Genomic DNA, 18,280 nt, shown 5'->3' with positions numbered 1-18,280 from the left:
CTTATGATCAATGATATTTCATGGGCAAAGATTCCTTTGCCTGACGATATTTTACGCCTTAAAAATGCCGGGTATTTAAAAGAGGCAAAAGAAGCAATGGATGATATGCTTTCAGGTTTTTTGCCGGAATGCATGAGAAAGCGGCTGGAGCTGGAAAAAGAGCTTATGGGCAACCTGGATGAGAATGAATATCCTTATAAAAGACAGGAAGCAGGGGAACTGCTGCGCAGGACCTTTACAGATTTCAGGGAAGGAGAGCTTGAGGAACTGGTTAAGTCCTCCGCAGCCGATTGGATCTATATCAATGGGGAGATCCATTTTCACAAATTATTTTTGGACAATATCATAAAGACCAGGTCCGATTACCGGGCAAGGCTGAAAGCCCTGGAAGAGGATCAGGCAGGCAGCCTGCGGCAGAAAATGCTTGATGAGAACGTATCTTATATGAAAGAGCATGGGAGCAGGAAGGCCAGAGTGATCATAAGGGCTTCCCTTCGGATCACCAAGGAAGCGGAACGGGTAGGGGAAACCGTAAGGGTCCATATTCCCCTGCCCCGCAAATGCAGGCAGGTCAGTGACATCCGGATCCTTGAAACGTCTTCTGAGGCCATGGTGACAGCACCGGAGGATGCAGAGCAGAGGACCTTGTGCTTTGAAACAGAATTAAAGCCTGACCAGGAGTTTTATGTAAGGTACAGCTACTTGAACACCGTTGATTACGTGGAGGTGGACCCGGAAAAGGCGGTGGATTCCCAACCTGATTTTTATGTAGGAGAGCAGGCACCTCATATCCTGTTTACCCCTTTTTTGAGAGAGCTGTTGGAAGAAATACGGGAGGAGGAGAAAAATCCTGCCGTTGTTGCCAGGAAAATCTATGATTTCATCACCACCAGGGTGAAGTATTCCTTTGTGCGGGAGTACGCCGGGCTGGATAATATTTCCGAATATGCAGCAAAGAACCTGAAAGGAGACTGTGGCGTTCAGGCCATACTTTTCATTACCCTGTGCCGTCTGGCCGGTATTCCTGCCAGGTGGCAGTCAGGCCTTCATGCGTCTCAGGTATATACCGGCTGCCATGACTGGGCGGAATTTTATATAGAGCCTTATGGCTGGCTGTATGCAGATCCTTCCTTTGGCGGCAGCGCATACCGCATGGGCAATATGGAACGGTGGAATTACTACTTTGGAAACCTGGATATTTACCGCATGGCAGCCAATGGAGGCATCCAGGCGGAGTTCCTTCCCCCCAGAAAATATTTTCGGGCAGACCCTATTGACAATCAAAGGGGAGAAGTGGAATATAAGGACAGGGGGCTGAGCTTTTTAGAGTTTCAGGCGGAACAGCAGACCGAGCTTATGGAAGACTGGCAGGGAAAAGCAGATGAATAGGATAACAGAGGAAAATAAACAGAAATTTGAAGCATTGGTTCAGGATATCATGACCGTCCAGGGGGCGGAAGGGGTGGCAATAGCCATGGTGGATAAGGCAGGCCAGGTACAGTATGAAAAATATTTCGGATACCGTGACCAGGAACAAATGCTGCCCATTGACGGTCAGACAATTTTTGGGCTGGCCTCCATAACAAAATCCTTTACAAGCCTTGCCATTATGAAGCTGGCAGAACAGGGAGTAATCAATCTGTCTGATCCTGTCAGCAAATATGTGCCGGCTTTCACAAACAAAAACCAGAAAGCCCCGGTTAAAATATGGCACCTTCTCTGCCACAGCGGAGGTTTCTTCCCCCTGTCCCGTATTCTGGTGGACCAGGTGGCAGAGGATATGGGCCTTAAGGAGTCAGAGGCAGGAGATCTGGCTTATTCAAAAGCCCTTGCCCAGGAAGGGATAAAAAGGGTGGCCTCCCGCCTGGATGACCAGACGGACTTGATCGGGCTGCCTGGAGAGCTGATGAGCTACTGCAACGACGGTTTTGGGGTTTTGTCCGATATCATAAAGAACTATGGGGACCAGCCATCTTTTGCCGATTACCTGCTAAAGCATATCATCCGTCCTTTGGGAATGGAAAGGAGCTTTTGCGACTTTGTGAAGCCGTCTTTGGATGTTAACGCTTCCATCCTTTATACGAAGGAAGACGGAGTCTCCAGGGCCACCAGGGATTATCATGACAATGCTTTCGTACTAAACGGCGGCGGCGCCATGAAATCCACGGTTTCTGATATGCTCAAATACATCTGCATGTATTTGAATGAAGGAAAGGGATTAAACGGAACCAGGATTGCTTCGGAATATTCCATAAGGGAAATGTGCAAGCCCCGCCAGTATTACAGGCCGGGAGGCTGGTATTGCTATGGTCTGTGCAGGAAGTCCATGGAGGAGCTTGATATCCTGGAGCACGGGGGAAGCCTTCCCGGTGTCTCTTCAAACATGTCCTGGTCCTACGATAATGAGGTAGGAGTCATCGTCCTGTGCAACACCATGGATGTTTCTGCCGGAGTGATCGCAGACGGGGCCATGCGCATGTATCAGGGAAAGGATCCGGTGGCGCCCAAGGCGGAATACCGGGAACATCCATGGAGCGAAGCCTTTATAAGGTCAGTATCAGGAGACTATGTGACGGGAGAAGGAGATCGTTTTACTCTCACCATGTCAGAGGAGGGAACGCTGGCCATGAACCTTAACGGGAAAAAGAAGGAAGTATGTACCGTAAATCCATACACGGCCATAATAAAGGGCAGGTATTCCGACGGGTTTGTCCAGATCCTCCATGACGAGAAACGGGGGATATGGGGGGCCAGGTGCGGAAGCAGGATCTATTCCAAAATGTGAAAAAAATGTCAACTGGCCCTTGGATATGTGTGAGCAGGTCGTACCAGGGGGTATTATTATCAGACGTTATGTGAAATAAAATATTTTTATTACACCATTGAATAATTTGGTAAAAGATGTTAGAATATAGTATATCATTTTTACGGAGGTGGTATATGCAAAAACACGAGTGTCCCTGTGGATATATTTATGATCCGGAATCAGGTGATCCAGATAATGGAATCGAACCAGGTACTGCCTGGGAGGATGTCCCGGAAGATTGGACATGCCCTGTCTGTGGTTTAGAGAAAGATGCATTTAATACAATATGATAGTAAGGAATCAATAAAATAACAAGGTTAAAGGAGGACAAAGATTTTGTTGAATAAAGAAATTATTGCAAAGATAAACAAACAGATCAATTTTGAGCTGTATTCGGCATACATCTATCTGGACATATCCAACTATTATACAGATAGTAATTTAAACGGCTTTGCAAATTGGTTTAAGATCCAGACTCAGGAAGAGCGGGATCATGCCATGCTTTTTATGGATTATTTACTTAACAATGGCGAAAAGGTTGTGCTGGAAGATATTAAGGCTCCCGCATTTGTTTACACGGATTTCCGCCAGCCGGCTATGACCGCCTATGACCATGAGATAATGGTAACGGCCTCCATTCATGATATTTACGGAGCCGCTTACGAATTAAAAGACTTCCGTACCATGCAGTTCCTGGACTGGTTCGTAAAAGAACAAAGCGAAGAGGAAAAAAATACGGATGAGATCATAAAGAGATACGATTTATTCGGAAATGATGCAAAGGGATTGTATTTGCTGGATACAGAGCTGGCGGCAAGAGTTTATACGCCACCCTCTCTTGTGCTTTAGTCTCCATAGTATCATAACCATAATTCTAAAGAAGAACATTTTCTGCCATGATGGGAACCATTGTTTCCGGGCAGGGAATGTTTTTTCGTTATTATCGTCCATGTTTCCTGGACAGAGCCACCCCGCTTTAGGGCCTGCCCCGCTTCAGCACACCTTGCACTGTCGGGTGTATCGGGCATGGGGGATAAAGGGGTACCGGCAGGGGGCTTCTATTTTACGGTAAAAATCAGGGCTGTTTTGGGACATGCCTGGATAAAGGGGGAAGAACGTTTGTGGCGAAACAAAGAGAGACGGTGGAATTCCGCTACTATGGGATTCCGGAGATGGAATCGGTCCTGGCTCTTTTGGGAGAGGACTGGATCAGGGAGTATGGAAAGGAGATCAAATATCTTCATTTTCACGATCTAATGGAAATCGGATATTGCCATTGGGGGAACGGGGAAGTGGTGCTGGGACAGGAGCATGTTCCTTTTTCCGGCCATTCCGTGATGATCGTTCCTCCAAGGCTCCCTCATACCACCAACAGCGCAGAGGGGACAAAGGGATATTGGGAGTGGATGTACATTGATCTGGAAAAAACCGTATCCCAGGTATACGGATATGATCCGGTGCTCCCAAAAAATATCTTAAAGAAGCTTCACCGGACAGGATACCTTTTGCCGGGGGAGGAAAACCCGGCTCTTTCCAGGCTGGTCCTGGGAATCATGGAGGAGGCCCGCCATAAGAAGCCTTATTACAAGGATAGCATAAGGGGATATCTCTATGCCTTTATGGCAGAGCTTTTACGGCTTTCTGATGATGAGGAGCGAATTATGAAGAACAGGAGGGGCAGGGACGCCGTCCTTGCAGAGGCCCTGGATTATATTGCCGGACACTATGGTCAGGAAATAAAAATAAGCAGTCTGGCGGAGGCATGCAGCATGAGCGAAAGCCATTTCCGCCGGGTTTTTGAAGCGGGGATGAATATGAAGCCTTTGGATTACATCAACCTGATCCGGGTTCAGAATGCCTGTGAATTACTGAAAAAGACGGATAAATCCATGGAAGAGGTTGGAGCGGAGTCTGGTTTTACTTCTATTTCCGCGTTTAACCGGAATTTCAGAAAATTACTGAATATTTCTCCCTACCAATGGAAAAAATCCAAAGAGAATTATGAAGGAAAGCTGCTGCATTACAAAATCAGCGCACAAAAAGGCTGGGAATAAAGGGAAAATGATTGAATATGCCCGTTTTCTAATTGAATCTAAAAGCTTTAAATCAAAAAAAGTTGGTATAATGTGATTATGAGAAAATCTTCGAAAGAAAAAAGGAATCAAAGGAATTAATTTTTTATGAAAGAGGAGGAGTTTTGCTATGAAGAGAAGAATCGCATCCATATTACTGGCCGGGGCCATGGTGGCCTCCCTGACAGCCTGCGGAGGTTCCGGGGGCGCAGGACAGAAGACGGGAGACGGGGCTAAGGCCGCAAACGAACTGACTGTGTGGTGCTGGGATCCGGCGTTTAATATTTATGCCATGGAGGAAGCTGCAAAGGTATATCAGAAGGACCATCCGGATTTCAAATTAAATGTTGTGGAGACGCCCTGGGCTGATATCCAGACCAAGATGACAACAGCCGCTACCTCCAAAAACCTGGATACTCTTCCCGATATCCTGTTGATGCAGGACAATGCATTCCAGAAAAATGTAATCAGCTATCCCGATGCATTTAAGGATTTAACCGGAAGCGGAATTGATTTTTCCCAGTTCCCCAAGGCTAAAACAGCTTACTCTGTTGTGGAAGGGAAAAATTACGGTGTTCCCTTTGACAACGGAGCTGCCATTGCCGCTTATCGTACGGATGTGTTAAAGGAAGCCGGATATACAGAGGCGGATTTTACAGACATTACCTGGAGCAAGTATCAGGAAATGGGCGAGGAGATTTTAGCCAAGACAGGAAAACCCCTGTTATCCTGTACAGCCGGAGAGTCTGACTTAATCATGATCATGCTTCAGTCCGCAGGGGGAAGTCTCTTTGATAAGGACGGGAATCCAAGCATGGTTGGAAATGACAAGCTGAAAAAGGTTATGGAAACCTATGTTTCCCTTGTTAAGAGCGGCGTGCTTGTGGAAGTTAATGACTGGGACCAGTATGTGGGAACTATGACAAACAGCACCGTAGGAGGAACCATTAACGGCTGCTGGATCATGGCAAGCATTCAGACCGCAGAAGACCAGTCCGGCAAATGGGCCATTACCAATATCCCCAAGCTTGAGGGAGTAGATGAGACCACCAATTATTCCAACAACGGCGGTTCCAGTTGGGCCGTGACTGCCGGAAGCAAAAATCCGGAGCTGGCGGCGGATTTCCTGGCAAAGACTTTCGCAGGAAGCGTTCCTTTCTATGAGACCATCCTTCCCAAGTCCGGAGCACTGGCAACCTATCTTCCAGCAGCGGACAGCAAGGTTTATGGAGAGCCTCAGGAATTCTTCGGAGGAAAGCCGGTATATGCACAGATCACGGAGTTTGCATCAAAGGTTCCTTCCAATAATACAGGTGTTTATTATTATGAGGCCCGTGATGCGGTAGCAACTGCCATTACCCAGGTGGTTTCGGGAGCAGATGTTGAAGCGGAGATCAAGACCGCAGAAGATACGGTCAAATTTGCCATGGGTAAATAAGAATAAAAGGGAGGAGGTATTTTAGTGGGAAATTCAAAGAAAAAGCTGTCCTTAGGCCAGAAGCAAAGCCTGGCAGGCTGGGCATTCTTGACGCCTGCGGTCATCCTGATTGCAATTATGAGCTTTCTGCCAATGATCCAGGCACTGTTCCTTTCCTTTCAGTCGGGCATCGGTGCGGCAATGAAGTGGACAGGCGGGACCAATTATGTAAGAATGTTCAAGGATCCTGTTTTCATGCAGGCTCTGAAAAACAATTTTATCTACCTGATTATACAGGTTCCCATCATGCTGATGTCGGCTCTGATCCTGGCTTCCCTGCTGAACAATAAGGATCTTCGGTTCAAGGGGCTTTTCCGTACCGCGATATTCCTGCCCTGCGCCACCTCCCTGGTATCCTACGCGGTAATTTTCCGTTCCCTGTTTGCAGTGGATGGACTTGTAAACATGGTCCTCATAAAGTTTGGGATACTGTCCACAGGATACAATTTCCTGGGACATCCAAATTCCGCCAGGATCGTGATCATCCTGGCCCTGATCTGGAGATGGACGGGCTATAACATGGTGTTTTATCTTTCCGGTTTGCAGAACATCGAGTATTCCGTGTACGAGGCGGCTAAAATTGACGGAGCCTCTCCGTTCCAGTCCTTCTTCCGGATTACCATCCCGCTTTTAAAGCCAACCATCCTGCTGACGGCCATTATGTCAACCAATGGCACCCTACAGTTGTTTGACGAGTCCGTGAACTTAACCAACGGCGGACCGGCCAATGCCACCATCACCATGTCCCACTATATTTATAATATATCGTTCAAGTACGTGCCAAACTTCGGGTATGCGGCTTCCATGTCCTACTTAATCCTGATTTTGGTAGCAGCTCTTGCGTTTATACAGATGAAGGTAGGTGATAAACGTGACTAAAGGGAAAAAGTTTTTTGCATATGCATTTTTGACCATTGTCTCTGTGATCTCGGTATTCCCTCTGTATTGGATGATGGTCGCGGCCACCAATAAAAGCGTGGATGTGTCCAGAGGGACCCTGATGTTCGGCACTGCGCTGTTTGACAACGTAAAGAAGCTGTTTGCCTCTCAGAACGTTGTCACTGCCCTTGGGAATTCCTTTAAGTATTCCATCATCATGACCCTTATTTCCCTCCTGATATGTTCCATTGCAGGATACGGGTTTGAGGTCTTTCATGACAAGGCAAAAGACAGGGTCATGAGCGTGATCCTGCTGGCCATGATGGTTCCCTTTGCGGCGACTATGATCCCCTTGTACCAGATGTTTTCAAGTGCAAGGCTGCTAAACAGCACCCTGGGATTTATCCTGCCTACCATATCCACCCCGTTTCTCATCATGATGTTCCGCCAGAGCGCCAGGTCCTTTCCGTCGGATATCATGGAGGCGGCAAGGCTTGACGGATTAAATGAATTTCAGATTTTTTACCGGATGTTTCTACCCACCATGCGCTCCACCTATGCGGCGGCCATGACCATTACCTTTATGAGTGCCTGGAACAGTTACCTTTGGCCCAAGGTGATCATGTCCGATGCCAACAGCATTACCATGCCCATGCTGGTGGCCAACTTAACGGAAGGATATGTGACCGATTATGGGATTCTTATGCTGGCCGTACTGGTCTGCACCATTCCTACGGTAATTGTTTTCTTCCTTCTGCAGAGAAGCTTTGCGGAGGGTATCACCGGAGCAGTTAAATAAAAACGCGATCTTAGCAGATGCTGCGGCCGATTTCCATATCTGGAAGCCGGCCGCGGTATTTTTTGGAAACACTATTTGTATGTCCAAAAAGCGTGGACAGTAATAAAGAAACACCCTACGGGTATCCCTCTATGTCCAAAAAGCGTGGACAGTAATAAAGAAACACCGATAACGAAAGGAATAAAAAAGTATGAAAAACCTTGGCATTTGGCACGGCGGGGATTACAGCCCTGAGCAGTGGCTTGATGAGCCTGAGATTCTTGAGAAGGATTTGGAGTATATGAAAAAAGCCGGGATCAATACGGTGACCATGGGGATGTTTGCCTGGTCCTTTCTGGAGCCGGAGGAGGGAGAATTTGACTTTTCCTGGCTAAGGGAACGGGTGGACCGGCTCTATGAAAACGGAATCTCCACCATTATAGGAACCCCATCCGGAGCCCGTCCAAAATGGCTGTCAGACAGGTACCCGGAGGTGCTGCGGGTGGATGATACAGGAAGGCGCCAGCGTTTCGGCGGACGCCACAACCATTGTTACACCTCCCCTGTATACAGAGAAAAGGTAAAGAAGATCAATAAAAAACTGGCGGAGCAGTTCGGCGCTCATCCCGGAGTTCTTATGTGGCATATTTCCAATGAATACGGTGGGGAATGTCATTGTTCCTTGTGTCAGGAGGCTTTCCGGAAATGGCTGGAAAAGAGATACGGCTCCATTGACCGGTTAAACAAAAACTGGTGCACAGCCTTTTGGAGTCACAGCTATCAGTCATTTGACCAGGTGGAAAGCCCCTCTTCCATAGGAGAAAACATGGTCCATGGACTGAATCTGGACTGGAAGCGGTTTGTGACGGATCAGACCGCAGATTTTGCCCGGTGGGAGGCAGCCGCTTTGCGGGAAGGGGGAGGAGAACAGCCTGTTACCACCAATTTCATGTATGATTACCAGGGTCTTAATTACCAGAAGCTTTCCCAGGCGGTGGACGTGGTTTCCTGGGACACTTATCCCCTTTGGCATAAAGAAAAGGAGATTCTTACGGCCAGGGACAACGGTATGCAGCATGATTTCATGAGAAGTTTAAAGAAGAAACCGTTTCTGCTCATGGAGTCCTGTCCAACCAGCACAAACTGGCAGGGAGTCAGTAAGCTTAAAAAACCCGGCCTTTTAAGACTGGCATCCTGGCAGGCCATTGCCCATGGGTCGGACAGTGTCTTGTATTTCCAGATCCGCCAAAGTCCGGGAAGCTCGGAAAAGTTCCACGGGGCTGTTATTGATCATTATGGAAAAACGGACACCAGGGTATTTGAAGAGGTCAGCCGCATAGGAAATGAGCTGGCCATTTTAGGGGAATTGGCCGGAACAGAAGTACGGTCAAAGGCAGCCCTGATCTATGATGTGGAAAACCGCTGGGCAATGGAAGACGCACAAGGCCCCAGAAATAAGGGGCTTTATTACCATGAGACCTGTGTAAAAGTGTATAGTGCCGTAAAAAAACTGGGTTTTGACGTGGATGTGATCACTATGGATGACAGTCTGGAAGATTACCGGCTTATTGCGGCTCCCATGCTTTACTTATACCGCAGCGGAATCGAGGAGAAAATGGAAGGGTTTGTCCGTAATGGCGGAGAATTGGTGACTACCTATTGGTCCGGAATTACAGATGAATCAGACCGGTGCTTTCTTGGAGGCGTTCCCCATGGGATGAAGGATGTAATGGGGCTTCGCAGCACGGAAATCGATGGCCTTTATGAGTGGGAGAGCAATTATATGGTTCCTGCATCCGGGGAAAAAGGGGAACGGTATGAGTGCCGCAATCTTTGCGATCTGGTAAGGCTTAACGGGGCAGAGGCCCTAATGGTATATGAAAATGATTTTTATAAGGGATATCCGGCCCTTACAAAAAATCACTATGGGAAGGGGACTGCTTATTATGTATGTGCTGATGCCGGACAGGATTTTTATGATGATTTATTCCGGAAGGTGATTTGTGAAGCCGGAATCAAACCGCTTGCAGAAGGGCTGATACCGGAAGCGCTTGAAGTGACTTCCAGGGAATCGGAACAATATGAGTATCTGTTTTTGCAGAATTTCAGCCAAAAACCGGTTGTGCTGGAACAGAAGCTTTTAGACAGCCTGTCAGAGGGAATGATGCTGCTTGGGGAGATTTCCGGAAGAGGCGAAATAGAACCATATGGGACAGTGATTATAAGAAGAGATCTGCACAGGAATTGACGGCAGTGCCTGATTCGACTTAAATTACCATTGTGGGGTAAAGTAAGTGACTTATCTCAAAAAAGTAAATAAGAGGACTTTGTGCTGTATTGGAAAAGCCAGAAATAGCACATTCTTTGACAGGGGCAGGAAGGTTAATATCCTTCAGCCCCTTTTTTATGCAGTAAATGATACCATGTTGATATGTTCTGTCTGGCATAAATTTATGTGTGTTCATTTATAATGCTTATTTTACAGATGGTTCTTAATTATGAATTTAGTACTGTATTGTACCCCATAATAATAACTGAAAATTTTCCTGATTAATATTACTGAGGCCTGTTGTTACTTCCTTATGTATGCTTGCCAGGGCAGTATCCAAATTGCTGCACTGATCATTCGATCATTTGTTGTTTTCGTCAAGTGATTACAATAATATAGCAAGATAATGGGCGTGTTATTGTAATAGTAAAATTTGAGACATGAAAACTTATGTTCAGTGCATATATTTCCAAAATATCCAGGATTTGTATTATATTTACAAAATAAGGTATTTGATATTTATGAAGTTTTAATTTAGAGGGAATGTCATAAAATTTCAGATTACAGCCGACTGTGTGATTCGGATTATCCTTTCTATGGCCCAGGAAGATGTGCAAATGATAACAGCAAAGCCATCAGGGAATTCTCATTATGGCAATTCCAATTGGTATTTTAAGCCCAGGTTTTTTCCAGGTATCAAAGGAAATGGAGAAAAAAGTGAATGAAAAAAGAGAATATGAAAAAGACAATGACAAATGTACTGCAGAAGATAGTTTTATGTTCAAGTAAAATTGATAGGAGAAAACAATATGAGGAGATTTGAAAAAGTTATATTATTTATTATTGTTGCAATAGGATTCGCGGGTGCAGTCTGTATGTTTTCTCTTTTTTACCCCTTACCGTTTCTATCAGACTGGTCTAGAGAACGATTGAATTTGCAGACCTTATGGAGCACTGCCTTTGCAGGCTATACTTTTTTAATTATAATTTGTTTTTTAATCCTTTTTATTGCCATACTGCTTTTCCCGAATCGCTCTGAATTTCTTGTAATCAAAAAAGAAAAGGGCCGGTTAATGTTTTCAAAAAAAACCATTGAGTCAACAGCACAACACAGTTTTGCAGATATGGATGGAATACATTTGTCAAAAGTACGGGCAAAAATCCATAAGCATCCTGAAAAAACAAAAATATCAGTAAGGCTCTCATTGAATCAAACGGATGAAATGCTGGCTTTGACGGAAACGGTTCAGGATAGAATATCATCGGCGTTGCAGCTTTCTTTGGGGATAACTGTTAACTCAATCACTGTAAAGGCGACAGAGCTCAGTTATGAAAACCAAATATATGAAATTAAGAAGAAAGAATCAGGCAAAGACAGCCGCGTGGAGTAAAGGGGGTATTATATGAATTTTTGGAAGCTATACAGTGGAAGGATCATTTTTACATCTTTAGGGTTGATCTTTGCTCTGTTGACTTTAACTATTGGTTTCAGAAAGACATTTTTTATCCTGGCTTGTTGTGGAACAGGATATTTAGCCGGTATGTTTAAAGATAAAGTTCTTTCTATTCCGGAGTGGCTGAAGTATTGGAAAGACAGGTAATAAGTAGGACTATGTGCTCATCTCCAAATAACCGGAGGGCGGAGATTTTCAATGACTCATGGGAGTTTAAAATTAAGTGACACAATGTTATTTATGGAGAAGCTGTAATCCTATTTAAAATAAAAGATAATGAAAGGGGATGTTAGAAATGGCAGAATTAAAAGGAAAAAGCAATGTTGATACAATTACGGAGCATAGCAATTCATTAACATTTGATGAAAAGGTCATTAAAAAGATTGCCGGAATGGCAGCAAGTGAAATTCCGGGAATATTGGCAATGAGCGGGAATTTTATTTCAGGAATTACAGATATACTGCGTAATACTGAGGATTCCACAAAAGGGATTACCGTTGAGGTTGGTAAAAAACAGACAGCAATTGATATGAAAATTATTTGTGAATATGGGCAAAATATGCCCCTTGTTTTTGACAGCATTGTTGAGAAGGTGAGTCAAACAATGAAAGAAATGACTGGCCTTGATGTAGTTGAAGTGAACGTACATGTATATGATGTTCTTACAAAAGAAGAATTCGAGCGCCAAAGCAAGAGGAAGCCTTCTGAAATAACTGAATCAGATCCGGAGGCTCCAACTGAACATGTTTCCAGAGTAGAATAAGAAAAGTACAGGCAAAACAAATCAAGGAAGGAAAGAAAGAAACCAGGGTTGTCTGATTTCTCTGACTTCACCTATGATTGCAGTAAGAGCAAGGTTATCTGGCTGTTTCCGGCAGATACCTTGCTCTTTTCTGTCTTACATTATTTTAAAGATTCTGCAATGGCATTTGCCAAAGCAGCAATTTCCGTCAACTGGTCCTCTTTTACGGAGGATTTGAAAGTAATGCTCTGATCCAGTATGGTCATGGTTTTCATTTCCGAAATGATCTCAGCCATCTTTTTGCCAGCCATGACACCCCAGGAACCGTTTTCCATAAGGGCGACTGTGCGGTTTTGCACATTGTGGGCTTTCATATCCAAAAGCAGGTGTTCCATGCTGGTGAAGATTCCGCCGTTATAGGTGGCAGAAGCAAATACCATATGGCTGCAGCGGAAGGCTTCTGAAATGATCACAGACGGATGGGTGGAGGATACGTCATACATGACGATATTGCGGATCCCTCTCTCTGCCAGGCGGCAAGCCAGGATATTGGCTGCATTCTCCGTATTGCCGTAAATGGAGCCATAAGCGATCATAACAGCGTTTTCTTCCGGTGTATAACTGCTCCATGCGAAATACTTTTTCATATACCAGCAGATATCAGAACGCCATACAGGTCCGTGGAGAGGGCAAAGAATCTGAATGTCCAAATCCATGATCTTCTTTAAAAGGGTCTGGGTAGACGGACCGTATTTTCCTACGATATTGGAATAGTATCTTCTGGCTTCATCAAGCCATTCCCGTTCAAAATTCACTTCATCGGCAAACAGATTTCCGTTCATTGCCCCAAAGGTACCAAAGGCATCGGCAGAGAAAAGAACCTTGTCAACGGTATCATAGGTAACCATGACTTCCGGCCAGTGGACCATGGGAGCCATATAAAAGGTAAAGGTATGCTTGCCTGAGGAGAAGTTGTCCCCTTCTTTCACAATGACAGCCCGGCAATCAACGCCAAATTCATAAAACTGGTTGATAATGGGGACTGTCTTGATATTGCAGATGACTTTTACATCCGGATATCTTCTGACTACTTCTCCCAAAGTGGCGCAGTGATCCGGCTCCATATGGTTTACGATAATATAATCCAGGTTCCGTCCACCAAGAACTGCCTCTATATTTTCCAGAAACTGTCCGGTAATGGCCCGGTCAACGGTATCAAAAAGAACGGTTTTTTCGTCTAGCAGGACATAAGAGTTATAAGATATCCCTTTCGGAATGGGATAGGCGTTTTCGAACAGGGCCAGACGGCGGTCACTTCCTCCAACCCAGAACAAGTCGTCTTTGATTTTTTTTACACAATACATGGTGCTGCCTTCCTTTCTTTCGTTCGTGCATTCTAGTTCATCGTATACAGTATACTATGTTTTCAGGAAAATGTCATTGTGTTTTTTAAAAGACATCTTATATCATCAGTTTAAAACCGGCTCAACATAAACTTCCACGATTCCACCGCATACCATGCCCTCGTCCTCTGCATTGTCAGGAGTCATATCAACCTTCTTTAATACGGGAGTCTTATCTCTGGCAACTTCCCTTGCAATGGTGCACACCTCGGCTTCCACGCAGCCGCCGCCAATGGTTCCCATGGTACTTCCGTCAACCATGACTATCATTTTTGAACCCACATCCCGTGGGGCGGAGCCTTTTCTGGAAACGATGGTAACAAGGGATTTTGGCATGTCCAGCAGTTCCGCGGAAGTGAGTCCCTCAAGGATTTCCTTTGGATATCCAAAGGTTTTTTTGCTTCCGTTTTTGATCTGGATGATCTCAGCCATAATGGCTACGGCGATTTCCTCCGGGGTCTGGGCATTGATCTTTAATCCGATGGGAGTGTAGACCTGGTCCAGAAGCTCTTTGTTTATTCCTTCGTTTTCCAGAAAATCCTTTACCAGCTTTACCCTGGCTCTGCTTCCGATCATACCGATATAGGCATTTTTCTTGCCGATGATCTGGGATAAGCAGTCCTGGTCATGACGGTGGCCTCTGGTAACAATGATAAAGTAATGGCCTGTGCTTCCCTCTATCTCTTCTAAGGCTTCCCGGAAGGGCTTGCAGATCACGGTGTCGGCTCCTTCTTTTCTTGCGGTATTGGCAAAGGATACTCTGTCATCGATGACCGTAACATGAAACCCCAGCATTTTTCCGATTCTGATGATAGGGATGGATATATGTCCGGCTCCGCATACCACCATGTATTTTTCACCTGTCACCAATTCGCAGAACAGAGTGCTTTTCCCAGCCTTAAGGGTCTGGGTTTTGTCAATGTTTTTTAAATCCTCTGAAAAAGCATCAAAAGCTTTTTCCTCTCCCTGCCTGAAGATAAATTCCCCGTTGGACCATAACGCTTTGGATCCCATTCCCTGTCCTTCAATGATTGTCACGCTGATTAAGTTCTTGTTTTTGTCAGCATTTTTTAATTCTTCATAAAAATCTGCCACTATATAATTACCCCTTTGCTCTTGTGTGTTTTCTTAGTTGCCCCGTCATTGGCCCAATGAATATGCAAGCATATTCGTTGGGTTTATTGCTCACGCAAATAAAAAAGGGCGGGAATTCATTCCGCCCTTTTTTGGTATTCGCCTGTAAAGGAATCTTAGGTGCTCTGTTCCTTTTATTTTGCAGGCTTTGGTTTACGGTAGAAGGTATTTTCCAGAGGAAGTTTGTAACGGAATACGCCATCCTTTTTATAGTAAGCATTCTGCAAAGCAGGCGCTCCCATGACGCATACGATCTCACCGACACCCTTTGCTCCAAATGCTACATCAGATGGATTCTTTTCAATGAACCGTACGTCGATAGGAGGCATCTGAGGTGCTTTAAAGAGTCCTAAAGTACCTAACTTAGCCTGAGGAATGCCGTCCTTTAAGGGGAAGTCCTCTGTCAGTCCATAACCAAGACCCATTGCAACACCGCCTTCTACCTGTCCTTCTGCGGCAAGAGGATTGATGGCTTTGCCTATGTCATGAGCTGCGATTACCTTTACGACTTTTCCTTCGTGGTCAATAACAAAAAGCTGTGTTCCATATCCATAAGCAATATGGCTAACCGGATTTGGCTTGTCACTGCCGATAGGATCTGTTTTATAGCCAAATTCGCCGTAGTATTCTTTGCCTTCCAAATCACTTAAAGAATGTCCTGCATCCAGATCCTCTTTCAGTTTCGTGGCGGCAATGTGGATTGCTTCTCCTGTAAATACGGTCTGGCGGGATGCGGTGGTAGTTCCGGAGTCCGGTGTGTATTTTGTATCCGGATGTCCAACCATTACCTGTTCCGGTGCAAGGCCTGTGGTCTGACAGACCACCTGTAAGGTTATGGTCTGAAGTCCCTGGCCGATAGCAGCAGCAGAAGAGCCTGTAATAACCTTTCCGTCACGTATTCTTAAGATACAGCGGCCTATATCTGCAAGGCCCACACCGATTCCTGCGTTCTTCATGGCAGATGCAATACCTACGAAATAATTGGGATCTGCCTCATACTTTTGGAAATCTTCTTTTACTGCTTCCAGGGTTTCCACCATACCGGTGCCTTCGTCAGCGATCTGCCCGTTAGGCAGGGACTGGCCCGGTCTGATGGCATTGCGGTAACGGATCTCCCATCCGGAAATTCCTACCTGCTCCGCTAACTGGTTGATCAAAACTTCCGTTGACATACAGGACTGGGTCACACCGAATCCGCGGAATGCGCCTGCAGGAGGATTGTTGGTATAATAAGCATCTCCTTCAATGTCCACGTTCTGGTAATTATACGGTCCACCCGCATGAGTGCAGGCCCTTTGAAGTACCGGTCCGCCCAGAGAAGCATAGGCTCCCGTATCAGAGAGAAGCTTTGCCTTCATTCCCTGCAGGATACCGTTTTCATCACAGCCGATCTTGCAGTAGATTTCCATGGCGTGACGCTTTGGATGATAATTTATGCTTTCCTGACGGGAGAAGGATACTTTTACAGGCCTCTTTGATAAATAAGCACAAAGAGCAGCCTGATGCTGTACGCTCATATCTTCTTTTCCGCCGAAGCCGCCGCCCACAAAAGCGCTCTGTATTCTTACTTTCTCCATAGGGATACCAAGATATGCACTTAATTCGTGATGTTCATCATAAATACCCTGTGATCCGGTAATTACCTTTACTCCGTCGCCATCAGGAATACCAACAGCAGTTTCCGGTTCCATGAAAGCGTGCTCTGTGGGAGGAACATAGAAGGTGCCTTCCGCGATATACTTGGAATTTGCAAGAGCTGTCTCCGCGTCACCACGTTTTACCTCTTCATGGTCAAGAAGGTTATTTTCGGGAATTCTGAATTTGCCAAATTGCATAAAGCCTTCGCCATGAACCTGATGAGCGCCTGGAACCATGGCTTCTCTTGGGGAGCGGATTGGCTCTAATTCTTCATAATCTATTTCTACGGCTTTAACTGCCGCTATTGCCTGTTCCATTGTTTCAGCCACGACCATGGCAAGGGTGTCGCCGCAGCATTTTGTTTCTTCGCCTACATCGATCATGCCGGGCCAGTCGTGTGCCAGATGACCGATATACCTGTCTCCGGGTATGTCCTTTGCCGTATAAACAGCGATTACGCCGGGCATCGCAAGAGCCTTGCTGGCATCGATCCCGTTAATTTTAGCATGTGCATATTTGCTGAACACATTCTTTCCGTAAAGCATGCCTTCCAGATAATAGTCATCTGCATAATTGGCGGTACCCAGTGTTTTTGCCTCTGCATCCACACGGCAGGTTCTTTCCCCTACTTTACCGGTCTGTTTTAATTCAGGAACCTCAGCATTTTCCCTGAGCATTTTTGCTGCCAGCAAAATACCGTCTTCTATTTTTGTATAGCCTGTACAGCGGCAGATGTTTGTACGGATCGCCTGCTTTACATCCTCTCTGGTTGGATCCGGATTCTGATCAATCAGGCATTTGCCGCTGATCACCATGCCCGGAATGCAAAATCCGCACTGTACGGCTCCTGCTGCAGCAAAGGCATAGACAAAGACATCCCTTTCTCTCTGTGTAAACCCTTCGATGGTTTGAACCTTTTTCCCCTCCAGCCTGGATAGTTTCAGTACGCAGGCGCGGACGGTCTTACCATCTACAATTACGGTACATGTCCCGCAGGCACCTTCCTTACATCCGTTTTTAACGGAGGTGATACCAAGCTTGTAACGGAGAAAATCCATTAATGCTAAATCTTCTTCTGATTGGTAATCCTTACCGTTGACATTTACTACAAACATATCAATACCTCTCTCTCTTTATTTCTTGTTGATATTATATAATCCCGCACATTTTTTTTAACAATACTATTTTTATATAATTTTGATAAAAAATGGCGTTTTTTATTTCTTCTTCCCCATTCATATTAACATATAAGTGATTCAAAAACAATTCATATTCCATAAAAATATAAAAAAATTTTAGCCATACACAAAAAAAATTAGAACACGGCCTTTTCCGCTTAAACAGGAGGTTTTTCCCTCTTTATTTATAGAAAACATCTATAAGTAAACCTGTAAAATATAGGTAATTATTAGTGTTTTCAAACCAGCTTTTTATATCCTGGTAAAATATTTTAAACTTTAAAAATATTGCAAATTTTGTTGCCTATGTTATAATAAAAAGACTAAGAAAAGGTGTCCTCTGGGCTTTTGCCTGGGGGATGTTTTTTTACACAAAGATGTGAAAACCTATAAAATTTTAGAGAAATAAACATGAATTGTTTATATATGGCGAGGTTTTACATTTTGATG

The 18,280-nt window shown here is 45.1% G+C and carries 16 protein-coding genes; 13 read left to right on the top strand and 3 right to left on the bottom strand.

Going from position 1 to position 18,280, the window contains the following annotated elements:
- The first annotated feature begins 3 nt into the window (after positions 1-3).
- The 13 genes from ACYVD3_RS10860 (at position 4) to ACYVD3_RS10800 (ending at position 12,498) form a co-directional block, all read left to right on the top strand.
- A complete protein-coding gene (locus ACYVD3_RS10860) occupies positions 4-1,389 on the top strand; it encodes a transglutaminase-like domain-containing protein (protein ID WP_460642533.1) in 1,386 nt (461 codons plus the stop codon).
- Positions 1,382-2,785, top strand: a complete 1,404-nt coding sequence (locus ACYVD3_RS10855) for a serine hydrolase domain-containing protein (protein ID WP_460642532.1) — start codon at positions 1,382-1,384, stop codon at positions 2,783-2,785. The genes ACYVD3_RS10860 and ACYVD3_RS10855 overlap by 8 nt, the downstream gene beginning before the upstream one ends.
- Before the next feature lie 155 nt (positions 2,786-2,940).
- Positions 2,941-3,096, top strand: coding sequence for a rubredoxin (gene rd, locus ACYVD3_RS10850; RefSeq protein WP_460642531.1), 156 nt, complete (start codon positions 2,941-2,943; stop codon positions 3,094-3,096).
- Between the two features lie 46 nt (positions 3,097-3,142).
- Positions 3,143-3,655: a ferritin gene (locus ACYVD3_RS10845; RefSeq protein WP_460642530.1), complete on the top strand. Its 513-nt coding sequence runs from the start codon at positions 3,143-3,145 to the stop codon at positions 3,653-3,655.
- A 272-nt stretch (positions 3,656-3,927) separates the two neighbouring features.
- On the top strand, positions 3,928-4,860 hold the full coding sequence (locus ACYVD3_RS10840) for a helix-turn-helix domain-containing protein (protein WP_460642529.1): 933 nt from the start codon (positions 3,928-3,930) through the stop codon (positions 4,858-4,860).
- Positions 4,861-5,008: 148 nt separating this feature from the next.
- The gene (locus ACYVD3_RS10835; RefSeq protein ID WP_460642528.1) at positions 5,009-6,316 is read left to right on the top strand and encodes an ABC transporter substrate-binding protein; all 1,308 of its coding nucleotides are present in this window, start codon (positions 5,009-5,011) and stop codon (positions 6,314-6,316) included.
- A gap of 24 nt (positions 6,317-6,340) precedes the next feature.
- The gene (locus ACYVD3_RS10830; RefSeq protein WP_460642527.1) at positions 6,341-7,234 is read left to right on the top strand and encodes a carbohydrate ABC transporter permease; all 894 of its coding nucleotides are present in this window, start codon (positions 6,341-6,343) and stop codon (positions 7,232-7,234) included.
- A complete protein-coding gene (locus tag ACYVD3_RS10825) occupies positions 7,227-8,033 on the top strand; it encodes a carbohydrate ABC transporter permease (RefSeq protein WP_460642526.1) in 807 nt (268 codons plus the stop codon). Before ACYVD3_RS10830 ends, ACYVD3_RS10825 begins: the two co-directional genes overlap by 8 nt.
- Before the next feature lie 190 nt (positions 8,034-8,223).
- Complete coding sequence (locus ACYVD3_RS10820; RefSeq protein ID WP_460642525.1) at positions 8,224-10,260, top strand: beta-galactosidase; 2,037 nt, start codon at positions 8,224-8,226, stop codon at positions 10,258-10,260.
- A 672-nt stretch (positions 10,261-10,932) separates the two neighbouring features.
- On the top strand, positions 10,933-11,070 hold the full coding sequence (locus ACYVD3_RS10815) for a hypothetical protein (protein ID WP_460642524.1): 138 nt from the start codon (positions 10,933-10,935) through the stop codon (positions 11,068-11,070).
- A gap of 20 nt (positions 11,071-11,090) precedes the next feature.
- Positions 11,091-11,672: an alkaline shock response membrane anchor protein AmaP gene (gene amaP, locus ACYVD3_RS10810; RefSeq protein ID WP_460642523.1), complete on the top strand. Its 582-nt coding sequence runs from the start codon at positions 11,091-11,093 to the stop codon at positions 11,670-11,672.
- 12 nt (positions 11,673-11,684) lie between these two features.
- The gene (locus tag ACYVD3_RS10805; protein WP_460642522.1) at positions 11,685-11,882 is read left to right on the top strand and encodes a DUF2273 domain-containing protein; all 198 of its coding nucleotides are present in this window, start codon (positions 11,685-11,687) and stop codon (positions 11,880-11,882) included.
- Positions 11,883-12,030: 148 nt separating this feature from the next.
- Complete coding sequence (locus ACYVD3_RS10800) at positions 12,031-12,498, top strand: Asp23/Gls24 family envelope stress response protein (protein WP_460642521.1); 468 nt, start codon at positions 12,031-12,033, stop codon at positions 12,496-12,498.
- A gap of 140 nt (positions 12,499-12,638) precedes the next feature.
- On the opposite strand, the gene ACYVD3_RS10795 is transcribed toward ACYVD3_RS10800, so the two are convergent.
- The 3 genes from ACYVD3_RS10795 to xdh all read right to left on the bottom strand — a co-directional run bounded on the left by ACYVD3_RS10795 (position 12,639) and on the right by xdh (position 17,767).
- Entirely contained in the window at positions 12,639-13,841 is a 1,203-nt protein-coding gene (locus ACYVD3_RS10795; RefSeq protein WP_460642520.1) for an FprA family A-type flavoprotein, read from the bottom strand.
- A 105-nt stretch (positions 13,842-13,946) separates the two neighbouring features.
- On the bottom strand, positions 13,947-14,975 hold the full coding sequence (locus ACYVD3_RS10790) for an XdhC family protein (protein ID WP_460642519.1): 1,029 nt from the start codon (positions 14,973-14,975) through the stop codon (positions 13,947-13,949).
- A gap of 173 nt (positions 14,976-15,148) precedes the next feature.
- Positions 15,149-17,767 (bottom strand): selenium-dependent xanthine dehydrogenase, encoded by a 2,619-nt coding sequence (gene xdh / locus ACYVD3_RS10785; protein WP_460642518.1) that lies wholly within the window; start codon positions 17,765-17,767, stop codon positions 15,149-15,151.
- Between the last annotated feature and the right edge of the window lie 513 nt (positions 17,768-18,280).

This window comes from Lacrimispora brassicae (assembly GCF_054772055.1).
The sequence above is the reverse complement of the archived record's forward strand: the minus strand, read 5'-3'. Positions and strand labels throughout refer to the sequence as shown.

Bases quoted from the DNA above. Each gene is read 5' to 3' on its own strand.
- ACYVD3_RS10860 (WP_460642533.1), top strand. From the start codon at position 4: ATGATCAATGATATTTCATGGGCAAAGATTCCTTTGCCTGACGATATT.
- ACYVD3_RS10855 (WP_460642532.1), top strand. From the start codon at position 1,382: ATGAATAGGATAACAGAGGAAAATAAACAGAAATTTGAAGCATTGGTT.
- rd (WP_460642531.1), top strand. From the start codon at position 2,941: ATGCAAAAACACGAGTGTCCCTGTGGATATATTTATGATCCGGAATCA.
- ACYVD3_RS10835 (WP_460642528.1), top strand. From the start codon at position 5,009: ATGAAGAGAAGAATCGCATCCATATTACTGGCCGGGGCCATGGTGGCC.
- ACYVD3_RS10820 (WP_460642525.1), top strand. From the start codon at position 8,224: ATGAAAAACCTTGGCATTTGGCACGGCGGGGATTACAGCCCTGAGCAG.
- ACYVD3_RS10815 (WP_460642524.1), top strand. From the start codon at position 10,933: ATGGCAATTCCAATTGGTATTTTAAGCCCAGGTTTTTTCCAGGTATCA.
- amaP (WP_460642523.1), top strand. From the start codon at position 11,091: ATGAGGAGATTTGAAAAAGTTATATTATTTATTATTGTTGCAATAGGA.
- ACYVD3_RS10805 (WP_460642522.1), top strand. From the start codon at position 11,685: ATGAATTTTTGGAAGCTATACAGTGGAAGGATCATTTTTACATCTTTA.
- ACYVD3_RS10800 (WP_460642521.1), top strand. From the start codon at position 12,031: ATGGCAGAATTAAAAGGAAAAAGCAATGTTGATACAATTACGGAGCAT.
- ACYVD3_RS10795 (WP_460642520.1), bottom strand. From the start codon at position 13,841: ATGTATTGTGTAAAAAAAATCAAAGACGACTTGTTCTGGGTTGGAGGA.
- xdh (WP_460642518.1), bottom strand. From the start codon at position 17,767: ATGTTTGTAGTAAATGTCAACGGTAAGGATTACCAATCAGAAGAAGAT.